The organism is Rhizobium sp. ZW T2_16 (assembly GCF_044987325.1).
In the GTDB taxonomy this organism is placed as follows: Bacteria; Pseudomonadota; Alphaproteobacteria; order Rhizobiales; family Rhizobiaceae; genus Neorhizobium; species Neorhizobium cellulosilyticum.
In genome coordinates, this window is sequence record NZ_JBJDRG010000001.1 from 644,532 (window position 1) to 658,644 (window position 14,113).

General features: G+C 58.9%; 17 protein-coding genes and 1 pseudogene. 6 read left to right on the top strand and 12 right to left on the bottom strand.

Annotated features, from left to right (window positions below):
• Positions 1-112 precede the first annotated feature (112 nt).
• Positions 113-1,009 carry a LysR substrate-binding domain-containing protein gene (locus ACI3K0_RS03090; protein WP_206826892.1) on the top strand — a complete coding sequence of 299 codons (897 nt, stop codon included), beginning with the start codon at positions 113-115 and terminating at the stop codon, positions 1,007-1,009.
• Positions 1,010-1,027: 18 nt separating this feature from the next.
• Here ACI3K0_RS03090 and ACI3K0_RS03095 read toward each other — a convergent pair whose 3' ends face one another.
• On the bottom strand, positions 1,028-1,399 hold the full coding sequence (locus ACI3K0_RS03095; RefSeq protein WP_394353617.1) for a hypothetical protein: 372 nt from the start codon (positions 1,397-1,399) through the stop codon (positions 1,028-1,030).
• A 339-nt stretch (positions 1,400-1,738) separates the two neighbouring features.
• On the opposite strand from ACI3K0_RS03095, the gene ACI3K0_RS03100 reads away from it, so the two are divergent.
• Positions 1,739-3,226: a S10 family peptidase gene (locus ACI3K0_RS03100; protein WP_183821299.1), complete on the top strand. Its 1,488-nt coding sequence runs from the start codon at positions 1,739-1,741 to the stop codon at positions 3,224-3,226.
• 18 nt (positions 3,227-3,244) lie between these two features.
• Here the strand turns inward: ACI3K0_RS03100 and ACI3K0_RS03105 are convergent, their stop codons facing one another.
• The gene (locus ACI3K0_RS03105; protein ID WP_183821298.1) at positions 3,245-3,703 is read right to left on the bottom strand and encodes a hypothetical protein; all 459 of its coding nucleotides are present in this window, start codon (positions 3,701-3,703) and stop codon (positions 3,245-3,247) included.
• Between the two features lie 315 nt (positions 3,704-4,018).
• On the opposite strand from ACI3K0_RS03105, the gene puuD reads away from it, so the two are divergent.
• Positions 4,019-5,248, top strand: a complete 1,230-nt coding sequence (gene puuD / locus ACI3K0_RS03110) for a urate hydroxylase PuuD (RefSeq protein ID WP_183821297.1) — start codon at positions 4,019-4,021, stop codon at positions 5,246-5,248.
• Between the two features lie 22 nt (positions 5,249-5,270).
• On the top strand, positions 5,271-6,581 hold the full coding sequence (gene guaD / locus ACI3K0_RS03115; protein ID WP_183821296.1) for a guanine deaminase: 1,311 nt from the start codon (positions 5,271-5,273) through the stop codon (positions 6,579-6,581).
• A gap of 3 nt (positions 6,582-6,584) precedes the next feature.
• Here the strand turns inward: guaD and ACI3K0_RS03120 are convergent.
• A pseudogene (locus ACI3K0_RS03120) lies at positions 6,585-6,866 on the bottom strand (type II toxin-antitoxin system RelE/ParE family toxin).
• Positions 6,856-7,101, bottom strand: coding sequence for a type II toxin-antitoxin system Phd/YefM family antitoxin (locus tag ACI3K0_RS03125; protein ID WP_183821294.1), 246 nt, complete (start codon positions 7,099-7,101; stop codon positions 6,856-6,858). Before ACI3K0_RS03125 ends, ACI3K0_RS03120 begins: the two are co-directional and overlap by 11 nt.
• Before the next feature lie 178 nt (positions 7,102-7,279).
• Between ACI3K0_RS03125 and ACI3K0_RS03130 the strand changes: the two genes are divergently transcribed.
• Positions 7,280-8,425, top strand: coding sequence for an L-lactate dehydrogenase (locus ACI3K0_RS03130; protein WP_404944887.1), 1,146 nt, complete (start codon positions 7,280-7,282; stop codon positions 8,423-8,425).
• 54 nt (positions 8,426-8,479) lie between these two features.
• A complete protein-coding gene (locus tag ACI3K0_RS03135; protein ID WP_404944888.1) occupies positions 8,480-9,412 on the top strand; it encodes a lytic transglycosylase domain-containing protein in 933 nt (310 codons plus the stop codon).
• 7 nt (positions 9,413-9,419) lie between these two features.
• Here the strand turns inward: ACI3K0_RS03135 and ACI3K0_RS03140 are convergent, their stop codons facing one another.
• The 8 genes from ACI3K0_RS03140 to puuE form a co-directional block, all read right to left on the bottom strand.
• On the bottom strand, positions 9,420-10,184 hold the full coding sequence (locus ACI3K0_RS03140) for a hypothetical protein (RefSeq protein WP_183821291.1): 765 nt from the start codon (positions 10,182-10,184) through the stop codon (positions 9,420-9,422).
• Between the two features lie 93 nt (positions 10,185-10,277).
• Positions 10,278-11,024, bottom strand: a complete 747-nt coding sequence (locus ACI3K0_RS03145; RefSeq protein WP_183821290.1) for a metallophosphoesterase — start codon at positions 11,022-11,024, stop codon at positions 10,278-10,280.
• The gene (uraH, locus tag ACI3K0_RS03150; RefSeq protein WP_183821289.1) at positions 11,024-11,380 is read right to left on the bottom strand and encodes a hydroxyisourate hydrolase; all 357 of its coding nucleotides are present in this window, start codon (positions 11,378-11,380) and stop codon (positions 11,024-11,026) included. Before uraH ends, ACI3K0_RS03145 begins: the two co-directional genes overlap by 1 nt.
• Positions 11,377-11,877, bottom strand: coding sequence for an ureidoglycolate lyase (locus ACI3K0_RS03155; protein WP_183822329.1), 501 nt, complete (start codon positions 11,875-11,877; stop codon positions 11,377-11,379). Before ACI3K0_RS03155 ends, uraH begins: the two co-directional genes overlap by 4 nt.
• Before the next feature lies 1 nt (position 11,878).
• Entirely contained in the window at positions 11,879-12,238 is a 360-nt protein-coding gene (locus ACI3K0_RS03160) for a DUF86 domain-containing protein (RefSeq protein WP_210303565.1), read from the bottom strand.
• Positions 12,235-12,528 (bottom strand): nucleotidyltransferase family protein, encoded by a 294-nt coding sequence (locus tag ACI3K0_RS03165; RefSeq protein ID WP_148145719.1) that lies wholly within the window; start codon positions 12,526-12,528, stop codon positions 12,235-12,237. The genes ACI3K0_RS03160 and ACI3K0_RS03165 overlap by 4 nt, the downstream gene beginning before the upstream one ends.
• A 60-nt stretch (positions 12,529-12,588) precedes the next feature.
• Positions 12,589-13,086: a 2-oxo-4-hydroxy-4-carboxy-5-ureidoimidazoline decarboxylase gene (gene uraD / locus ACI3K0_RS03170; RefSeq protein ID WP_148145720.1), complete on the bottom strand. Its 498-nt coding sequence runs from the start codon at positions 13,084-13,086 to the stop codon at positions 12,589-12,591.
• Positions 13,083-14,027, bottom strand: a complete 945-nt coding sequence (gene puuE / locus ACI3K0_RS03175; RefSeq protein ID WP_210297826.1) for an allantoinase PuuE — start codon at positions 14,025-14,027, stop codon at positions 13,083-13,085. The genes uraD and puuE overlap by 4 nt, the downstream gene beginning before the upstream one ends.
• Positions 14,028-14,113: the final 86 nt, after the last annotated feature.

Consider the following 14,113-nt stretch of genomic DNA (forward strand, 5'->3'; position numbering starts at 1 on the left):
CGCATCTCCTTGTCTCACCATCATTCAACTGATGTCTATGATTGGAAGATGCGCCGGATTATGATGTATTTCCAACGAAACATCCGTCTGCATACATAAAGAGATTTGATCCATGAAGATGTCGAAGCAATTTCCGCTGAACAGCCTGCGCGTCTTCGAAGCGGCGGCGCGGCACATGAGCTTCACCCGTGCAGGCGAGGAACTCGGGCTGACGCAGACGGCCGTCAGCTATCAGATCAAGCTTCTGGAAGACACATTGGGAGAGCAGTTTTTCCTGCGTCGGCCGCGGCAGGTGATGCTGACGGATGCCGGCGCAAGGCTTGCCCCAAAGATCACCGCGGCCTTCGAAATGATCGACGAGGCCCTTGCCGGCACCAAGAATCAGTCCGACAGCACTTTGATCATTCACACGACGGCGACCTTCGCAGTGCGCTGGCTGGCACATCATCTCGGCACCTTCCAGCTCGAAAATCCGGGGATTGCGGTCAGACTGGAAACCTCGCAGGAAATGGTGGATTTCACCCGCACCGAAGCCGATATTGCGATCCGCAGCGGCAGCGGCAAGTGGCCGGGCCTGAAATCACATTTCCTGATGAAGAGCGATTTCACCCCGATGCTGAGCCCGGCTTTGGCGGAAACAATCGGTGGCGTTCATGAGCCGGCAGATATCCTGAAGCTCAGGATCATCGATCCCGGCGATGTCTGGTGGTCGCACTGGTTCGCCGCGGCAGGCCTGCCCGAGGAAGAGCTTCACGGCCGACCGATAAGCCGCTTCGGCGCCCAGACCATCGAGGCGGCAGCTGCGATCGCCGGCCAGGGCGTCGCAATCCTCAAACCGGAGTTTTATGCCGATGACGTGGCGCTTGGCCGCCTGATCCAACCCTTTGACTTGAGGGCAACGGACGGCAGCGATTACTGGTTCGCCTATCCCGAGACACGTCGACACTCGAAAAAGATCAGCGCCTTCCGGGATTTCATGCGCAGGATGATGCCGACATTTCGCGACTGATCACCGCCGCGGGCAACATCAGTAGCTCATGTCGGGTGCATAGAAACAGCGCAGCGTATCTTCGGTCGGATAGAGGCAGAGGTGATATTCCTCATCTTTCGACCGACGCGCCTCGCTCTGCGGCATCGTGAAGTGATGCGGCCGCGTGATCAGCCTGTGATCTCCGGGACCGAGCGATATTTCGTAACCCTGATTGGTGATCTTGACGTTCCGCGTCGAGATCATCTGGCAGTCGCCGCTCTTGCTGTCGCCGTTGCAGCAGTAACCGTCATATTTCCATTTTACGCCCATGGGACTGTGGGCTTCGTGAGCAGCGGCGGGAAGCGCCCCGGCACCGGAGAAGAACGCAATCATCACACCTGTAGAAATGCATCGCCTGTGTTTGGGCATCAGCCTGTTCTCCGTTGATGGATGTCATCCCCGGCAGCGTGACGGACGCAATACCCGGCACTGCCGGTTGAATTCGCAACTGCTACAATACCCGAGTCGCCTTAGCCGGCTAAGCCCCAAATTGGTGCAACGCACAATTATCTTGTTTGGCGACTTCGAAGGCACACTGGGGCCGCCGATCAACGCCCTGTCACATCGACCGGTTCCAAAGCGGGAACAGAAACCATCTGGCGGGGGCGAAGCTCTTGTTCAATTCGACGACGAACTGAGCAAGAGTTGAGTTCCGGTGATCGGCGACATCGCCTATCCTTCGCCAACATCCGGAAGGGAGGATTTGCCATGTCAGTCCGCAGCCGCGCGATCCTTGGCCTTGTTCTGCTGGCAATCATTGCCGGCCCTGCGCACGCCCAAGATGCAGGAAGCCCTGCCACAGGGCGATCGATCTTCGACCTCATCCCGGCAGATTCCACCACCGAGCACCTGCTGAAGACGCCGAGCGGCGATCTCCGCTACAGGGCGACCGCCGGAACCATGGACCTGTTCGGCCAGACCGGCGCAAGAAACGCCAGGATTTTCTACACGGCCTATACCGTTCCGGACGCGAAAACGCCCCGCCCCGTCACCTTCGCTTTCAATGGCGGCCCGGGTGCGGCCTCAGCCTATCTGCATCTCGGTCTGATGGGACCCAAGGTCGCCAATCTCGGCAGCGCCAGGGAGGACGGCACGACGCCGGCGCTTCAAGACAATCCGGAAAGCTGGCTCGGCTTCACCGACCTCGTCTTCATCGATCCGGTCGGCACCGGATGGAGCCGGGCTGCACCCGACGCACAGAGCGCCTTTTATGGCGTAAGGCAGGATGCCGAGAGCCTGGCCAAGTTCATCGCCCTCTACACCCAGAAGAACAACCGTCTCTCCTCTCCAAAATATCTTGCCGGGGAAAGCTACGGCGGCTTCCGCGCTGCGAAGGTGGCGAAGGCCCTGAAGGACAGCCAGGGCATTCTGGTCTCCGGCATTGTCATGGTCTCGCCGATGATCGATGGCCGCTTCCTGATGGCCGCGGATACCGATCCAGTCACCGCAGCCCTGCAACTGCCATCGCTGGCAGCCGCCGAGCTTGAACGCAAGGGAGAATTCTCGGCAGAGAAGGTTCAGTCCGCCGAAACCTATGCGATGAGTACCTATCTCGTCTCGCTTGCAGGCCCCGCACCATCCGGAACTGAAGCAGAGGCGCTTTACGCACGCGTTTCGGCCCTGACTGGACTGCCGGTCGATATCGTTGCCCGCAGCCGCGGTTTCGTCAGTTCGGCATATCGGACGGAGGCTGCCGGGGACGGCCGGATCGTCAGCCTTTATGATGCATCGGACATGGTGGCGGACGCCTATCCGGAACGCTCGAACGTTACCAATGACGACAATATTCTGGACGGATATACACGTGCCTATGGCGCACTCTTCGCCGCCTACGCGAGGAACGACCTGCGCTTCGAAACCGACATGACCTATACGCTGCTGAACGGCGAAGTTAACCGCCAATGGGACTGGGACGGCCGCCGGTCGAATGCCTCGGCATCCGACGACATCCGTGACCTGCTCTCGGTCATCCCATCTTTCAGGCTCTCTGTCCTGCACGGCTACAGCGACATCCTGACACCCTATGGCGTCTCGAAATTCATTCTGGACCATCTGCCCGAACAGCTCGCCAGAGGACGCACCGAACTGAAACTCTATCGCGGCGGCCATATGTTCTACAGCGATCCCGGCTCGCGGCGGCAAGCAAACGAGGACATGCGGTCGTTTTATATCGGCGCCGATGCCGCACCGGATTGAGCAGGCATGGGGCTGCGGTCAGCGCGCCAGTCCGAACTGGATTTCTATTCTGTGATATGAACTGCCGGCACCATTCCAGCCATGATAGATTTCGCGACTTTCGCCGGAATAGATGTAGCGCGACCTATCCAGCTCGGCGATGAGCGGCGCATAACCTTGGGTAAAAAGCGTCCTCAGAGATCCTTGATAAACCCGGCTTGCCACCATGATCGGTTCAAGATGGATGAGTTCGACCTTACCATGATAATCTGCAGGCATCTTTATCGGACAGCATATTTCCCAGTCGAAAAACGTCTTTCCGTCCTTGGGAAGATTGTAGGATATGAACAGCCATGGACCATCGATTTCCAACCCCTCCTCAATCATATTTTTCTGCATGTTTGCGGAGCAATCGGCTGCCACCTGCCTGATATCCGGTATGCGCAGCCGGCGTTTTTCGCGCAGCACCCACAAATCCGGTGTTTCCTTGATATCCATAGCTTGAAATCCAGCAAGATCGGAGTTTCTGTTCGCCGTCAGTAGATCGCCTAGAGAAACGGGGCCAATCGAAAGGCGAAATGGTGTTCTCTATTGCGCACCGAGGCTTCGATTTTTTAGCATCGTTTTCCAAAGGAGCTTGCCTCATGCTTTTAGCCGCCGGCTAAGGCTTGTTGGTCACCTGCTTTTAGATCTTTGCTTGTCTCGTGCAACGACACGGGTCATATGTCCTCCCTGCGTCCTCCTGCCCCTTCCCTCCTCTCGTTTTTTTCCTCACACTCACGAGTCGGGAACAAAAAGAACGGGAACAACCCAATGTATGAATATGCCATAGCCTGGGAATGGCTGAGTTTTGCCGTGCGCTGGCTGCACGTCGTCACCGCGGTCGCCTGGATCGGCTCGTCTTTCTATTTCATCGCACTCGATCTGGGGCTGGTAAAACGACCGCATCTGCCGCCGGGCGCCTATGGCGAGGAATGGCAGGTCCATGGCGGCGGCTTCTACCATATCCAGAAATATCTGGTCGCACCGGCCCAGATGCCGGAGCACCTGACCTGGTTCAAATACGAGAGCTATTTCACCTGGCTTTCCGGCTTCCTTCTGCTCTGCATCGTCTATTATGGCGGCGCCGAACTTTTCCTCGTCGACCGCACGGTGATGGAACTGGAAAACTGGCAGGCCATCTGTCTGTCGCTGGCTTCGCTCTCGATCGGCTGGCTGTTCTACGACCAGCTCTGCAAGTCGAAGCTCGGCAACAATACCTGGGGTCTGATGATCCTGCTTTATATCCTGCTGGTCATCATGGCCTGGGGGTATACGCAGGTCTTCACCGGCCGCGCCGCCTTTCTGCATCTAGGCGCGTTTACCGCGACGATCATGTCGGCCAACGTGTTTTTCATCATCATTCCCAACCAGAAGATCGTCGTCGCCGACCTGATCGCCGGCCGCACGCCGGATGCCAAATACGGCCGCATTGCCAAGCAGCGGTCACTGCACAACAACTACCTTGTTCTGCCGGTGATCTTTTTCATGCTGTCGAACCATTATCCGCTGGCCTTCGCCACCCATTTCAACTGGGTGATCGCCTCGCTGGTCTTCCTGATGGGCGTCAGCATCCGGCACTGGTTCAACACCACCCATGCCAGGAAGGGCAAGCCGACCTGGACATGGCTGGTGACGGTGATCCTCTTCATTCTGATCATCTGGTTGTCGACGGTGCCGAAACTGCTGACCGGCGAGACCGAAACGGCATTGTCACCCGTGAGCCAGAAATTCGCCTCCAACGCCCATTTCGAGGCCGCCCGCGATGTCGTCATGGCGCGCTGCTCCATGTGCCATGCAGCAGAGCCCGTCTGGGACGGCGTTCCCTTCACGCCCAAGTCGGTGAAACTCGAAACCGACGCGGAGATTGCCAGCCATGCGCGGGAAATCTATATCCAGGCAGGACGAAGCCACGCCATGCCGCCCGGCAATATAACCGATCTGACGCCGGACGAGCGCAAGCTGCTGGTTGCATGGTATGAAAGCGCCATCGCCTCGCAATAGAGTTCACCGACCCAAGGTTCACATGACAGACACCCTCATCCGCGGACGCCTCCTGTCCTTCAAGCGCGCGCCTCAGTCTCTGACCGATAGCGACAGCTATCTTTACGAGCATGACGGTGGCCTGCTGGTCAATGCCGACGGAAAGATCACCGCGGTGGGGGATTATGCCAGGGTGAAGGCCGCCGCGCCGGAGGATGTGGTCGAGATCGACCATCGGCCACATCTGATCCTGCCGGGCTTCATCGACACCCATGTGCATTTTCCGCAGATGCAGGTCATCGCCTCCTACGCTGCGAACCTGTTGGAGTGGCTCAACACCTATACATTCCCGGAGGAATGCCGCTTCGTCGAAAGCGAGCATGCGACGCGCATCGCCACGCATTTCTACGACGAGTTTCTGCGCCATGGCACGACGACGGCCGTCGCCTATTGCTCCGTCCACAAGACCTCCGCCGACGCCTTTTTTGCCGAAGCCATCAAGCGCAACATGTGCATGGTCGGCGGCAAGGTGATGATGGACCGCAACGCCCCGCAGGGCCTGCTCGACACACCGGAAATGGGCTATGACGAGACCCGCGCGGTGATCGAACAATGGCACGGCAAGGGCCGCTGCCACGTTGCCATCACCCCACGCTTCGCCATCACCTCGACACCGGAACAGATGTCGGCCACGCAGGCGCTGGCGCAGGAATTTCCGGACCTTTTCATCCAGACGCATCTGTCGGAAAACCGGGAGGAAATCCGCTATACCTGCGAACTCTACCCGGAGGCAAAGGACTATACGGATATCTATGCCCGGTATGGCTTGCTCGGAAACAAGACCCTGCTCGGCCACGCAATCCACCTGTCGGAGCGGGAAATGGATGTCCTGTCGGAAACTGGCAGCATCGCCGTCCATTGCCCGACCTCGAACCTCTTCATCGGCTCCGGCCTGTTTCCGCTGCGACCGCTGACACGCCGTGAAAAGCCGGTGCGCATCGCGGTCGCCACCGACATCGGCGGCGGCTCCAGCTATTCGATGCTGAGAACCATGGACGAGGCCTACAAGATCCAGCAGATATTGGGCGAGCGGCTGAACCCGCTCGAAAGCTTCTACATGATGACCAGGGGCAATGCCGAGGCGCTATCGATGGAAACCGATATCGGCACGCTGGATCTGGGCTCCGTGTCCGACCTCGTCATCCTCGATGCAGCCTCCACGCCGGCGATGAAGCTGCGGATGGAAACGATAAGCACGCTGCCGGAAGAACTCTTCCTGCTGCAGACCATGGGCGACGACCGCGCCGTGGTGGAAACCTACGTGGCCGGCAAGGCGATGAAGAATACGCTTTGATAGCTATCGCGTCTTGGCGCTCTTGTAGACCTCGGAATGCTCGCGACGCCCAACCGCAACGACAACGACGGTTATCCGCTCATCCTCGATACGATAAACCAGTCAATATCCGGCGGATCGAAGCTTTATCTTGTAGTGATCCGGCAGGCCGCGCAACGCGTCGGCCTGCACTTTCGGTCGCTGCAGCCGTTCGGAGAGCTTTCGTTTGAACTGCTCCCTCACGGTCGCGCCGAGCTTGTCCCACTCCTTCCGCGCTACCGGCAGAAATTCGAGCCTATAGGTCATCGAGATCGACCGGCACACCCTTTTCACCGGCGCGCGCCTTGGCAATCTCGACAAGTGCCTGGTCATCCAAGGCGTCTATCAGGGCTTCATAGGTATCGGCCGGCACCATATAGGCCATAACCCGGTTATGGTTGAGAATGGCCACCGCACCGCCCGCTGCTCCATCAATCACCGCACTCGGATTCTTCTTCAGATCCGATACGCTGACTGCCATTTCCGCTTCGACACGCTGCATCGTCTCACCTCATTGGAGCTATATTAAGCACTATATATCGTACCGATATTGGGACTCTTATCAGATTTGAAACCTCTCGGCGAGCACCGCAAAAAATGCCTGAAGGCTCGAATTCCAGTTTCCTCCGGGCATCGATATGCTACCTGTCTGAAATCAATTTCAGGAGGAACCGATTATCATGTCCAAGCCGCTTACCATCGCCGATCTGAAGACAATGGCCCGTCGTCGGGTGCCGAAAATGTTCTTCGATTATGCCGATAGCGGCGCATGGACTGAAGGCACCTACCGCGCCAACGAGGACGATTTTTCCAAGATCAAGCTGCGTCAGCGCGTGCTGGTCGACATGACCAACCGCTCGCTGGCGACCACCATGGTCGGCCAGGATGTCTCGATGCCTGTCGCGCTCGCACCGACGGGCTTGACCGGCATGCAGCATGCCGATGGCGAAATGCTGGCGGCCAAGGCTGCGGAAGAATTCGGCGTGCCCTTCACGCTCTCGACCATGAGCATATGCTCGATCGAGGATGTGAAATCGGTCACCTCGAAGCCCTTCTGGTTCCAGCTTTACGTGATGAAGGATCGCGGCTTCATCGAGCGCCTGATCGGCCGCGCCAAGGCCGCCGGATGCGGAGCGCTGGTTGTCACCGCCGACCTGCAGATTTTGGGTCAGCGCCACAAGGACCTCCGCAACGGTCTTTCCGCCCCGCCGAAATGGACGCTGAACAGCGCCTTCCAGCTGGCCACCAAACCGTTCTGGTGCCTGGACATGTTGCAGACCAAACGCCGCGGCTTCGGCAATATCGTCGGCCATGCAAGCAATGTCTCCGACCTCTCCTCGCTCTCAGCCTGGACGGCGGAACAGTTCGATCCGCGGCTTTCCTGGGACGATATCCGCTGGATCAAGGACCTATGGGGCGGCAAGCTGATCATCAAGGGCATTCTGGACGAGGAAGACGCCCGCGCCGCCGCCGATACGGGCGCTGACGCCCTGATCGTCTCCAACCATGGCGGCAGGCAGCTCGACGGCGCTCCCTCCTCGATCTCCATGCTGCCAAAGATCGTCGATGCGGTCGGCGACCGGATGGAAGTGCATTTCGATGGCGGCATCCGCTCCGGACAGGATGTGCTGAAGGCCGTGGCGCTCGGCGCAAAGGGCACCTATATCGGCCGCCCCTTCCTCTACGGCCTCGGCGCGATGGGCAAGCCGGGCGTGACGACGGCGCTCGAAATCATCAGCAAGGAGATGGACATCACCATGGCTCTGTGCGGCAAGCGCGACATCAAGGATTGCGGCACGAATATCATCGCCTCCTCTCCCTTCTGATTTGGGATAATGCGGAAAGCCGGTTAGGATGCCTCCACATGCGGCGGGGGCTAAATGGGCGGCTTTTTGCAGTCATTTGCGGTGGCGGCGACAACTCTGGCCATGCTCGGCGCAGGGAGCGGTATTGCGTCCGAAAAAGCCGAGACCACCAAGCGCGAAGAATCGGCTTGCCTCTACGAGCGATCTGTCGGCGGCAAGCCGACCTGCATCCGCAAGGACTTCTTCAATGCCGATCTTTGCAGCGCGATCGAGAGATCGGCCAATAGCCACGCCATTCCACCTGAATTTTTCGCGCGTCTTATCTGGCGGGAAAGCCTGTTCCGCCCGGAAGCCGTCAGCCATAAGGGAGCGGAAGGTATCGCCCAGTTCATGCCATCGACGGCAAGGATCCGCGGCCTCGGCAACAGTTTTCATGTCCTCGACGCGCTGGATGCTTCCGCCGCCTACTTAAAAGAAATGAGCATCCGTTTCGGCAATCTCGGCTTTGCGGCTGCAGCCTATAACGCGGGAGAGAATGGCTTTTCTCGCTTTCTCGCTTCCGAAAGACTGCCGATCGAGACACGCGACTATGTCTTTGCCATTACCGGCACGCTGATCGAGACATGGCGTGACGACCCGCCGGAAATCGCGGCTCCACCTCTCGACAAGCAGCAATCCTTTCTTGAGGCCTGCACGACACTGGCTTCAACACGTCGGATGACGGAACCGGTACTGACCACCTCCGCCGACTGGGCGCCGTGGGGCGTTCAGCTGGCGGCACATCATCGCCCCGCCGTCGTCGACCGCCTGTTCACCCGCGCGATCCTTGACCTGCCGGCACCGCTGAATGAGGAGCGGGCGCTGATCGTCAGGCAACGCGGCGGCAATTTCGGATATCGCCCCCGTTATGCCGCAAGGATCGGCCGCGAGACGCGGCAGGAGGCGACGAAACTCTGCGCCGCGATCAAGGCTGCAGGCGGTGCCTGCACCGTCTTCAAAAACAGATAGGGCCCCGTCAGCCGCACCAGCCGCCTTTGCCGGCTCCCGGGCGTTTGGCGAGACCTTCATTGACCAGCACGTCGGCGAGCGACCGGCCGTTGCGGGTCACGTCGCGCAGCTGATGCCCGTCAACCGCGGAATTGTTGCCCTGCCAGGTGACGAGTTCGAACGGGCCGGAATCGAGGAAGGCCCGCACCCGAAGTTTCGCATCACTGGCCTTGATCCGCTCAGCCTCGCAACGGGGCTTTTTGATATCCGGGACCTCAATGCCGACAAGACGAATTTTCTGGCCGTGGAAAACGAAGCGGTCAGCGGTCACCACGCAATCGTCCTGCTTGGCCGTGCCACAGAGAAAGAATTTGCCTTGATAGCCGCCAGCAAGGCTTTCACCGGATTTCGGAGCAGCAGCAGACAGGGAGGCAACCTCCAGACCCGGCTTGCCGACCGGCGCCGGTGGAATGATTGCGGCTGTCTGGGTCTGATCCGGCGGTCCGACCGGACGTGGTGGAACGGGAGTGACACTGCGATGTGATGGTGCGGGCTGCGGCTTGGCCACAGCCACCTTTTCCCGCGTCTCTTCCCGTGTGGTCGTGTGAGCTGGCTTATCTGTCGTCAGGCTGGCGACGAACTTCCGGGCCGGTGAAAAATTGTCGTAAAGCGCAATGCCGCCACCGATCGCGACGAGCGCAGCCATCCACGGCCAGAACGAGGATCCAGACCGCGACGGCGCACGTCTGCTGCTCTTGCGTTTCGAGCCTGATTTTGCGCGCGATGGGGCCATGGAATCATCTCCTGTCGAATCGGATAGGAGTATCGGCAGGAAGCCTTGCCGAATGGTTTCCAGAAATAGCCGTGTCCGGATCATCAGGATGTTTTACACACGTCCTGTTGCTAGCGCGCTTGCCCATTCAGCCCGGCCATTGGCGGCAGCAAGCCTCGACATTGCCATGTGGTCATAGGGTACGTTGCGGAAAAGCGGCGCCCAGCCGTGCCCCGTCTTCTCGATCACCGCATAAGAAGCCATGGCGTGGCCGGTTTCCACCTTGTGGTAGAAAGGCGCGTCATCGTCATAGGCAGGTTGGCCGACGCTGCCGGGATTGACGATCAGCCGACCGTCGGACAGCGACACCATGCGCGCAATATGACTGTGGCCGCAGAGAATGAGCGACTGCTCGATGCCCTCCGCCAGCACCTCGATCTCATCTTGAGGGCGCAAGGTGACATGCCCCTGCGGCGAGACCGTCTCCAGCCAATAAAGATTGTCGTCTTTAGGCGTCGCATGGCAGAGGAAAACCTCATCTCGCCAGATCATGCTGAACGGCAGTTTGCGCAGCCAGTCGAAATGCCGGGGCGACATCTGGCGATGCGCATGCGCGTCCGACGCCTCCAGTTGATCGGCAGTCTTCTCGACAAGGTAGCGATCGTGATTGCCACGTACTGTTCGCTCAGCCTTCAGGTCGAGCAGCAACAGAAGCGCGCCTGTCTGATCCGCCTCAAGCGGCCCGCTGAAACAATCGCCGAGATTGACGATGTCGCGAATGCCGAGCGCAGAGATGTCATCAAGCACGGCTTTCAGAGCCGCACGATTTCCATGAACATCGGCGATCGCAGCAAAACGCATCAACTGCCCCTATAGGTGGAATAGCCGTAAGGTGAGATGAGCAAGGGCACATGATAATGCGCCGTGATATCGGAAATGCCGAAACGGATCGGAATAACGTCAAGAAAAGCCGGCTCGGCAAGAGTGATGCCTTGGGCACGCAGATAATCGCCCGCATGGAAAACCAGCTCATAGGTTCCGGCGACAAAAGTCTCTCCGATCAGGATAGGTCCGCCATCGACCCGCCCATCCGCATTGGTCTTCATCGACTTGACCGTCGTCCGCGTGGCTCCCTCGATCCGGTAAAGCTCGATCACAAGCCCTTCGGCCGGCTTGCCGCTTGCCGTATCGAGCACATGAGTGGTGAGACCGGTCATAGGCTTGGCTCCGAAATCTGATAGGGCATCTCGAAAAAGAACTCTTCGAGATTGGCGGCGGTATTGTCACGGTCGACAACGAGGAAATCGCTGACCCCGCCGAGCGCCATCAGCGGATGATGCCAGGTATTGGGGAAATAGTTCACCCCCTGATGCGCCGCAGCCAGAAATATTCTCGGCCTCCCCGGTTTGCCATCCACATCATCCGACACGCCGACGAGAAACGGTCGGCCGGAAAGCGGCGCGAAACTCTGGCTGCCAAAGGGATGCCGCTCCATCATGCCGACTTCGTAGGGAAACTGCCGCGGCTGGCCACGAAAGATATTGAAGATCAGCCGCTCGGGCGCGCCGACCACCACCGGCTTTGCCAGCGCATGATAACGCTCCGTCGTACCATTATTGATCAGCCGCATCTTCGAAGGATCGGCCTCGATGACATCGCCATAGGGCGCGAAGGCTTCTTGGGTGAGAGGCAGGATTTCGAGAATTTCGGTCAATTCATTCGCCTTGCGCATGCCAATTTTCAACGACTTGCAGCTTTTCCAAAAAGTCAGGGAGCGAGACACGCACTGTCTCCCAGACTATGTTGAGATCTATTTCAAAATAGCCGTGTGCTATACGATTGCGCAGGCCCTGGATCTCGGACCACGGCACTTCGGGATGTTCTTTGAGAAATTCGGGATTTTCCCGGGCCATGCGGACAACGGCTTCACCAAGCATGAGTATGCTCATGCCCACAGCTCTCTGAATCATCAGATCATTCAGAAAAGCTTCGCGATCCACGCCTTCAACAAAGCGACAGGCATCCGCCGCGGCAGTCCGCATTTGATGCAGATACAAGCGTGTTTTGTCTGTCATAAAGGCTTCGCCTCAGCGAGCACGCGGGATCGTATCATGGCCGGCAGATCACCCGGTGTGAGCAAGTCCACCTTGATCCCGCCAAACATCTGCTCCAGCTCGTATTGGAGCCCGCCAAGGCTGAAAAGCGTGCTTCCCGGCAAGGCATCGACGAGGATATCGATATCGCTATCAGGCCCATCCTCGCCGCGGGCGACCGAGCCGAAGACGCGCGGGTTCGCCGCATTGAAGCGTTTCGTCGCTTCGCGGATCGCCTCGCGGTTCTTTTCAAGCACTTCCGACGGTCGCATCGGCACTACTCCTGTCATCACCACTATAGGCGACAGCGAATGTGGAAGAAAGCGTGCCCCTCACCCTTGGGGTAAAAGCGCCAGCAATCGCAGATGCGCGATCCGCTCCACCTGCGCGCAGGCGGTCGCGAACTCTTCCTCGGCGCTGTTGGATATGCGCGTCTCGAAAGCTGCCAGAATATCGTCCTTGTTCAGCCCTTTCACCGCAATGATGAACGGAAATCCAAATTTCGTCGTATAGGCGGCATTCAGGGTCGTGAAGCGGGCGTGCTCTTCGGCGCTCAATCGGTCGAGGCCGGCGCCGGCCTGTTCCTGTTTGCTGTCTTCGGTCAGCTCGCCGGCGATCGCAAGCCTGCCCGCCAGATCGGGATGCGAGCGCAGCACGGCAAGCCGTTCTCCTGCGCCCGCCTTGCGAAACTCCGAGACCATCGCCGCATGCACGCCCTTCGCGGTCAAAGGCACGAAGATAAGGCCGGCATCATAGGCGCGTTCCGCTATGAAAGGCGAATGCTCGAACACGCCGCCGAAGGTCGCGATGAAATCCCCTCTTGCCGTCATGCGGCACCTGCAGGCCGGTGAGCCGGCTTGTGGTGCTCATGCCAGTGTTTTGCGATCTCGATACGCTGCGGAACCCAGACCTTGTCGTGCGACGCGACATATTCCATGAACCGGCGCAGCGCCGCGATACGGCCCGGACGCCCCACGAGACGGCAATGCAGGCCGACCGACATCATCTTCGGGCTGCCTTCCTCGCCCTCGCGGTAAAGCGTGTCGAAGGCATCCTTGAGATAGGCGAAGAACTGATCGCCGGAATTGAACCCCTGCGGCGTGGCAAACCGCATGTCGTTGGTCTCGAGCGTATAGGGAATGATCAGGAACGGCTTGCCATCGCTGCCCGGCACCCAATAGGGCAGATCGTCCGCATAGCTGTCGGAGGAATAGAGAAACCCGCCCTCTTCCATCACAAGCTTCAGTGTATTGTCGGACGGCTTGCCCTGGTACATGCCGTATGGCCGCTCGCCGACAAGCTCGGTGTGCAGGCGCACAGCTTCGAGGATGTGCTCACGCTCCTTGTCGATCGGAAAATCCTTGTATTCCAGCCAGCGGTAACCGTGACTGGCAATCTCCCAGCCTGCTTCCTTCATCGCGGCGACCGCTTCCGGATTGCGCGCCATGGCAAGTGTCACGCCATAGACAGTGCATTGCATCTTCAGTTCGTTAAACAGCCGGAATAACCGCCAGAAACCCGCGCGCGACCCGTATTCGTAGATCGATTCCATATTGAGATTGCGCTGACCGGGCCAAGGAGCCGCGCCGACGATCTCGGACAACAGGTTTTCGGAAGCCGCATCGCCGTCGAGGATCGAGCTTTCACCACCCTCTTCATAGTTGATGACGAACTGCACGGCGACATTGGCGCCGCCGGGCCATTTCGGATCGGGACTGTTTCGGCCGTAGCCGACGAGATCGCGCGGGTAGTCTTTTATGGTTATTGGCATGTTCCACCTCGATTATTTACGGCAACGGTAGCGCACCGGTTCCGCAGATGTCGAGATGCAAACTTGTCCCCGTGATCAGCCGAGTT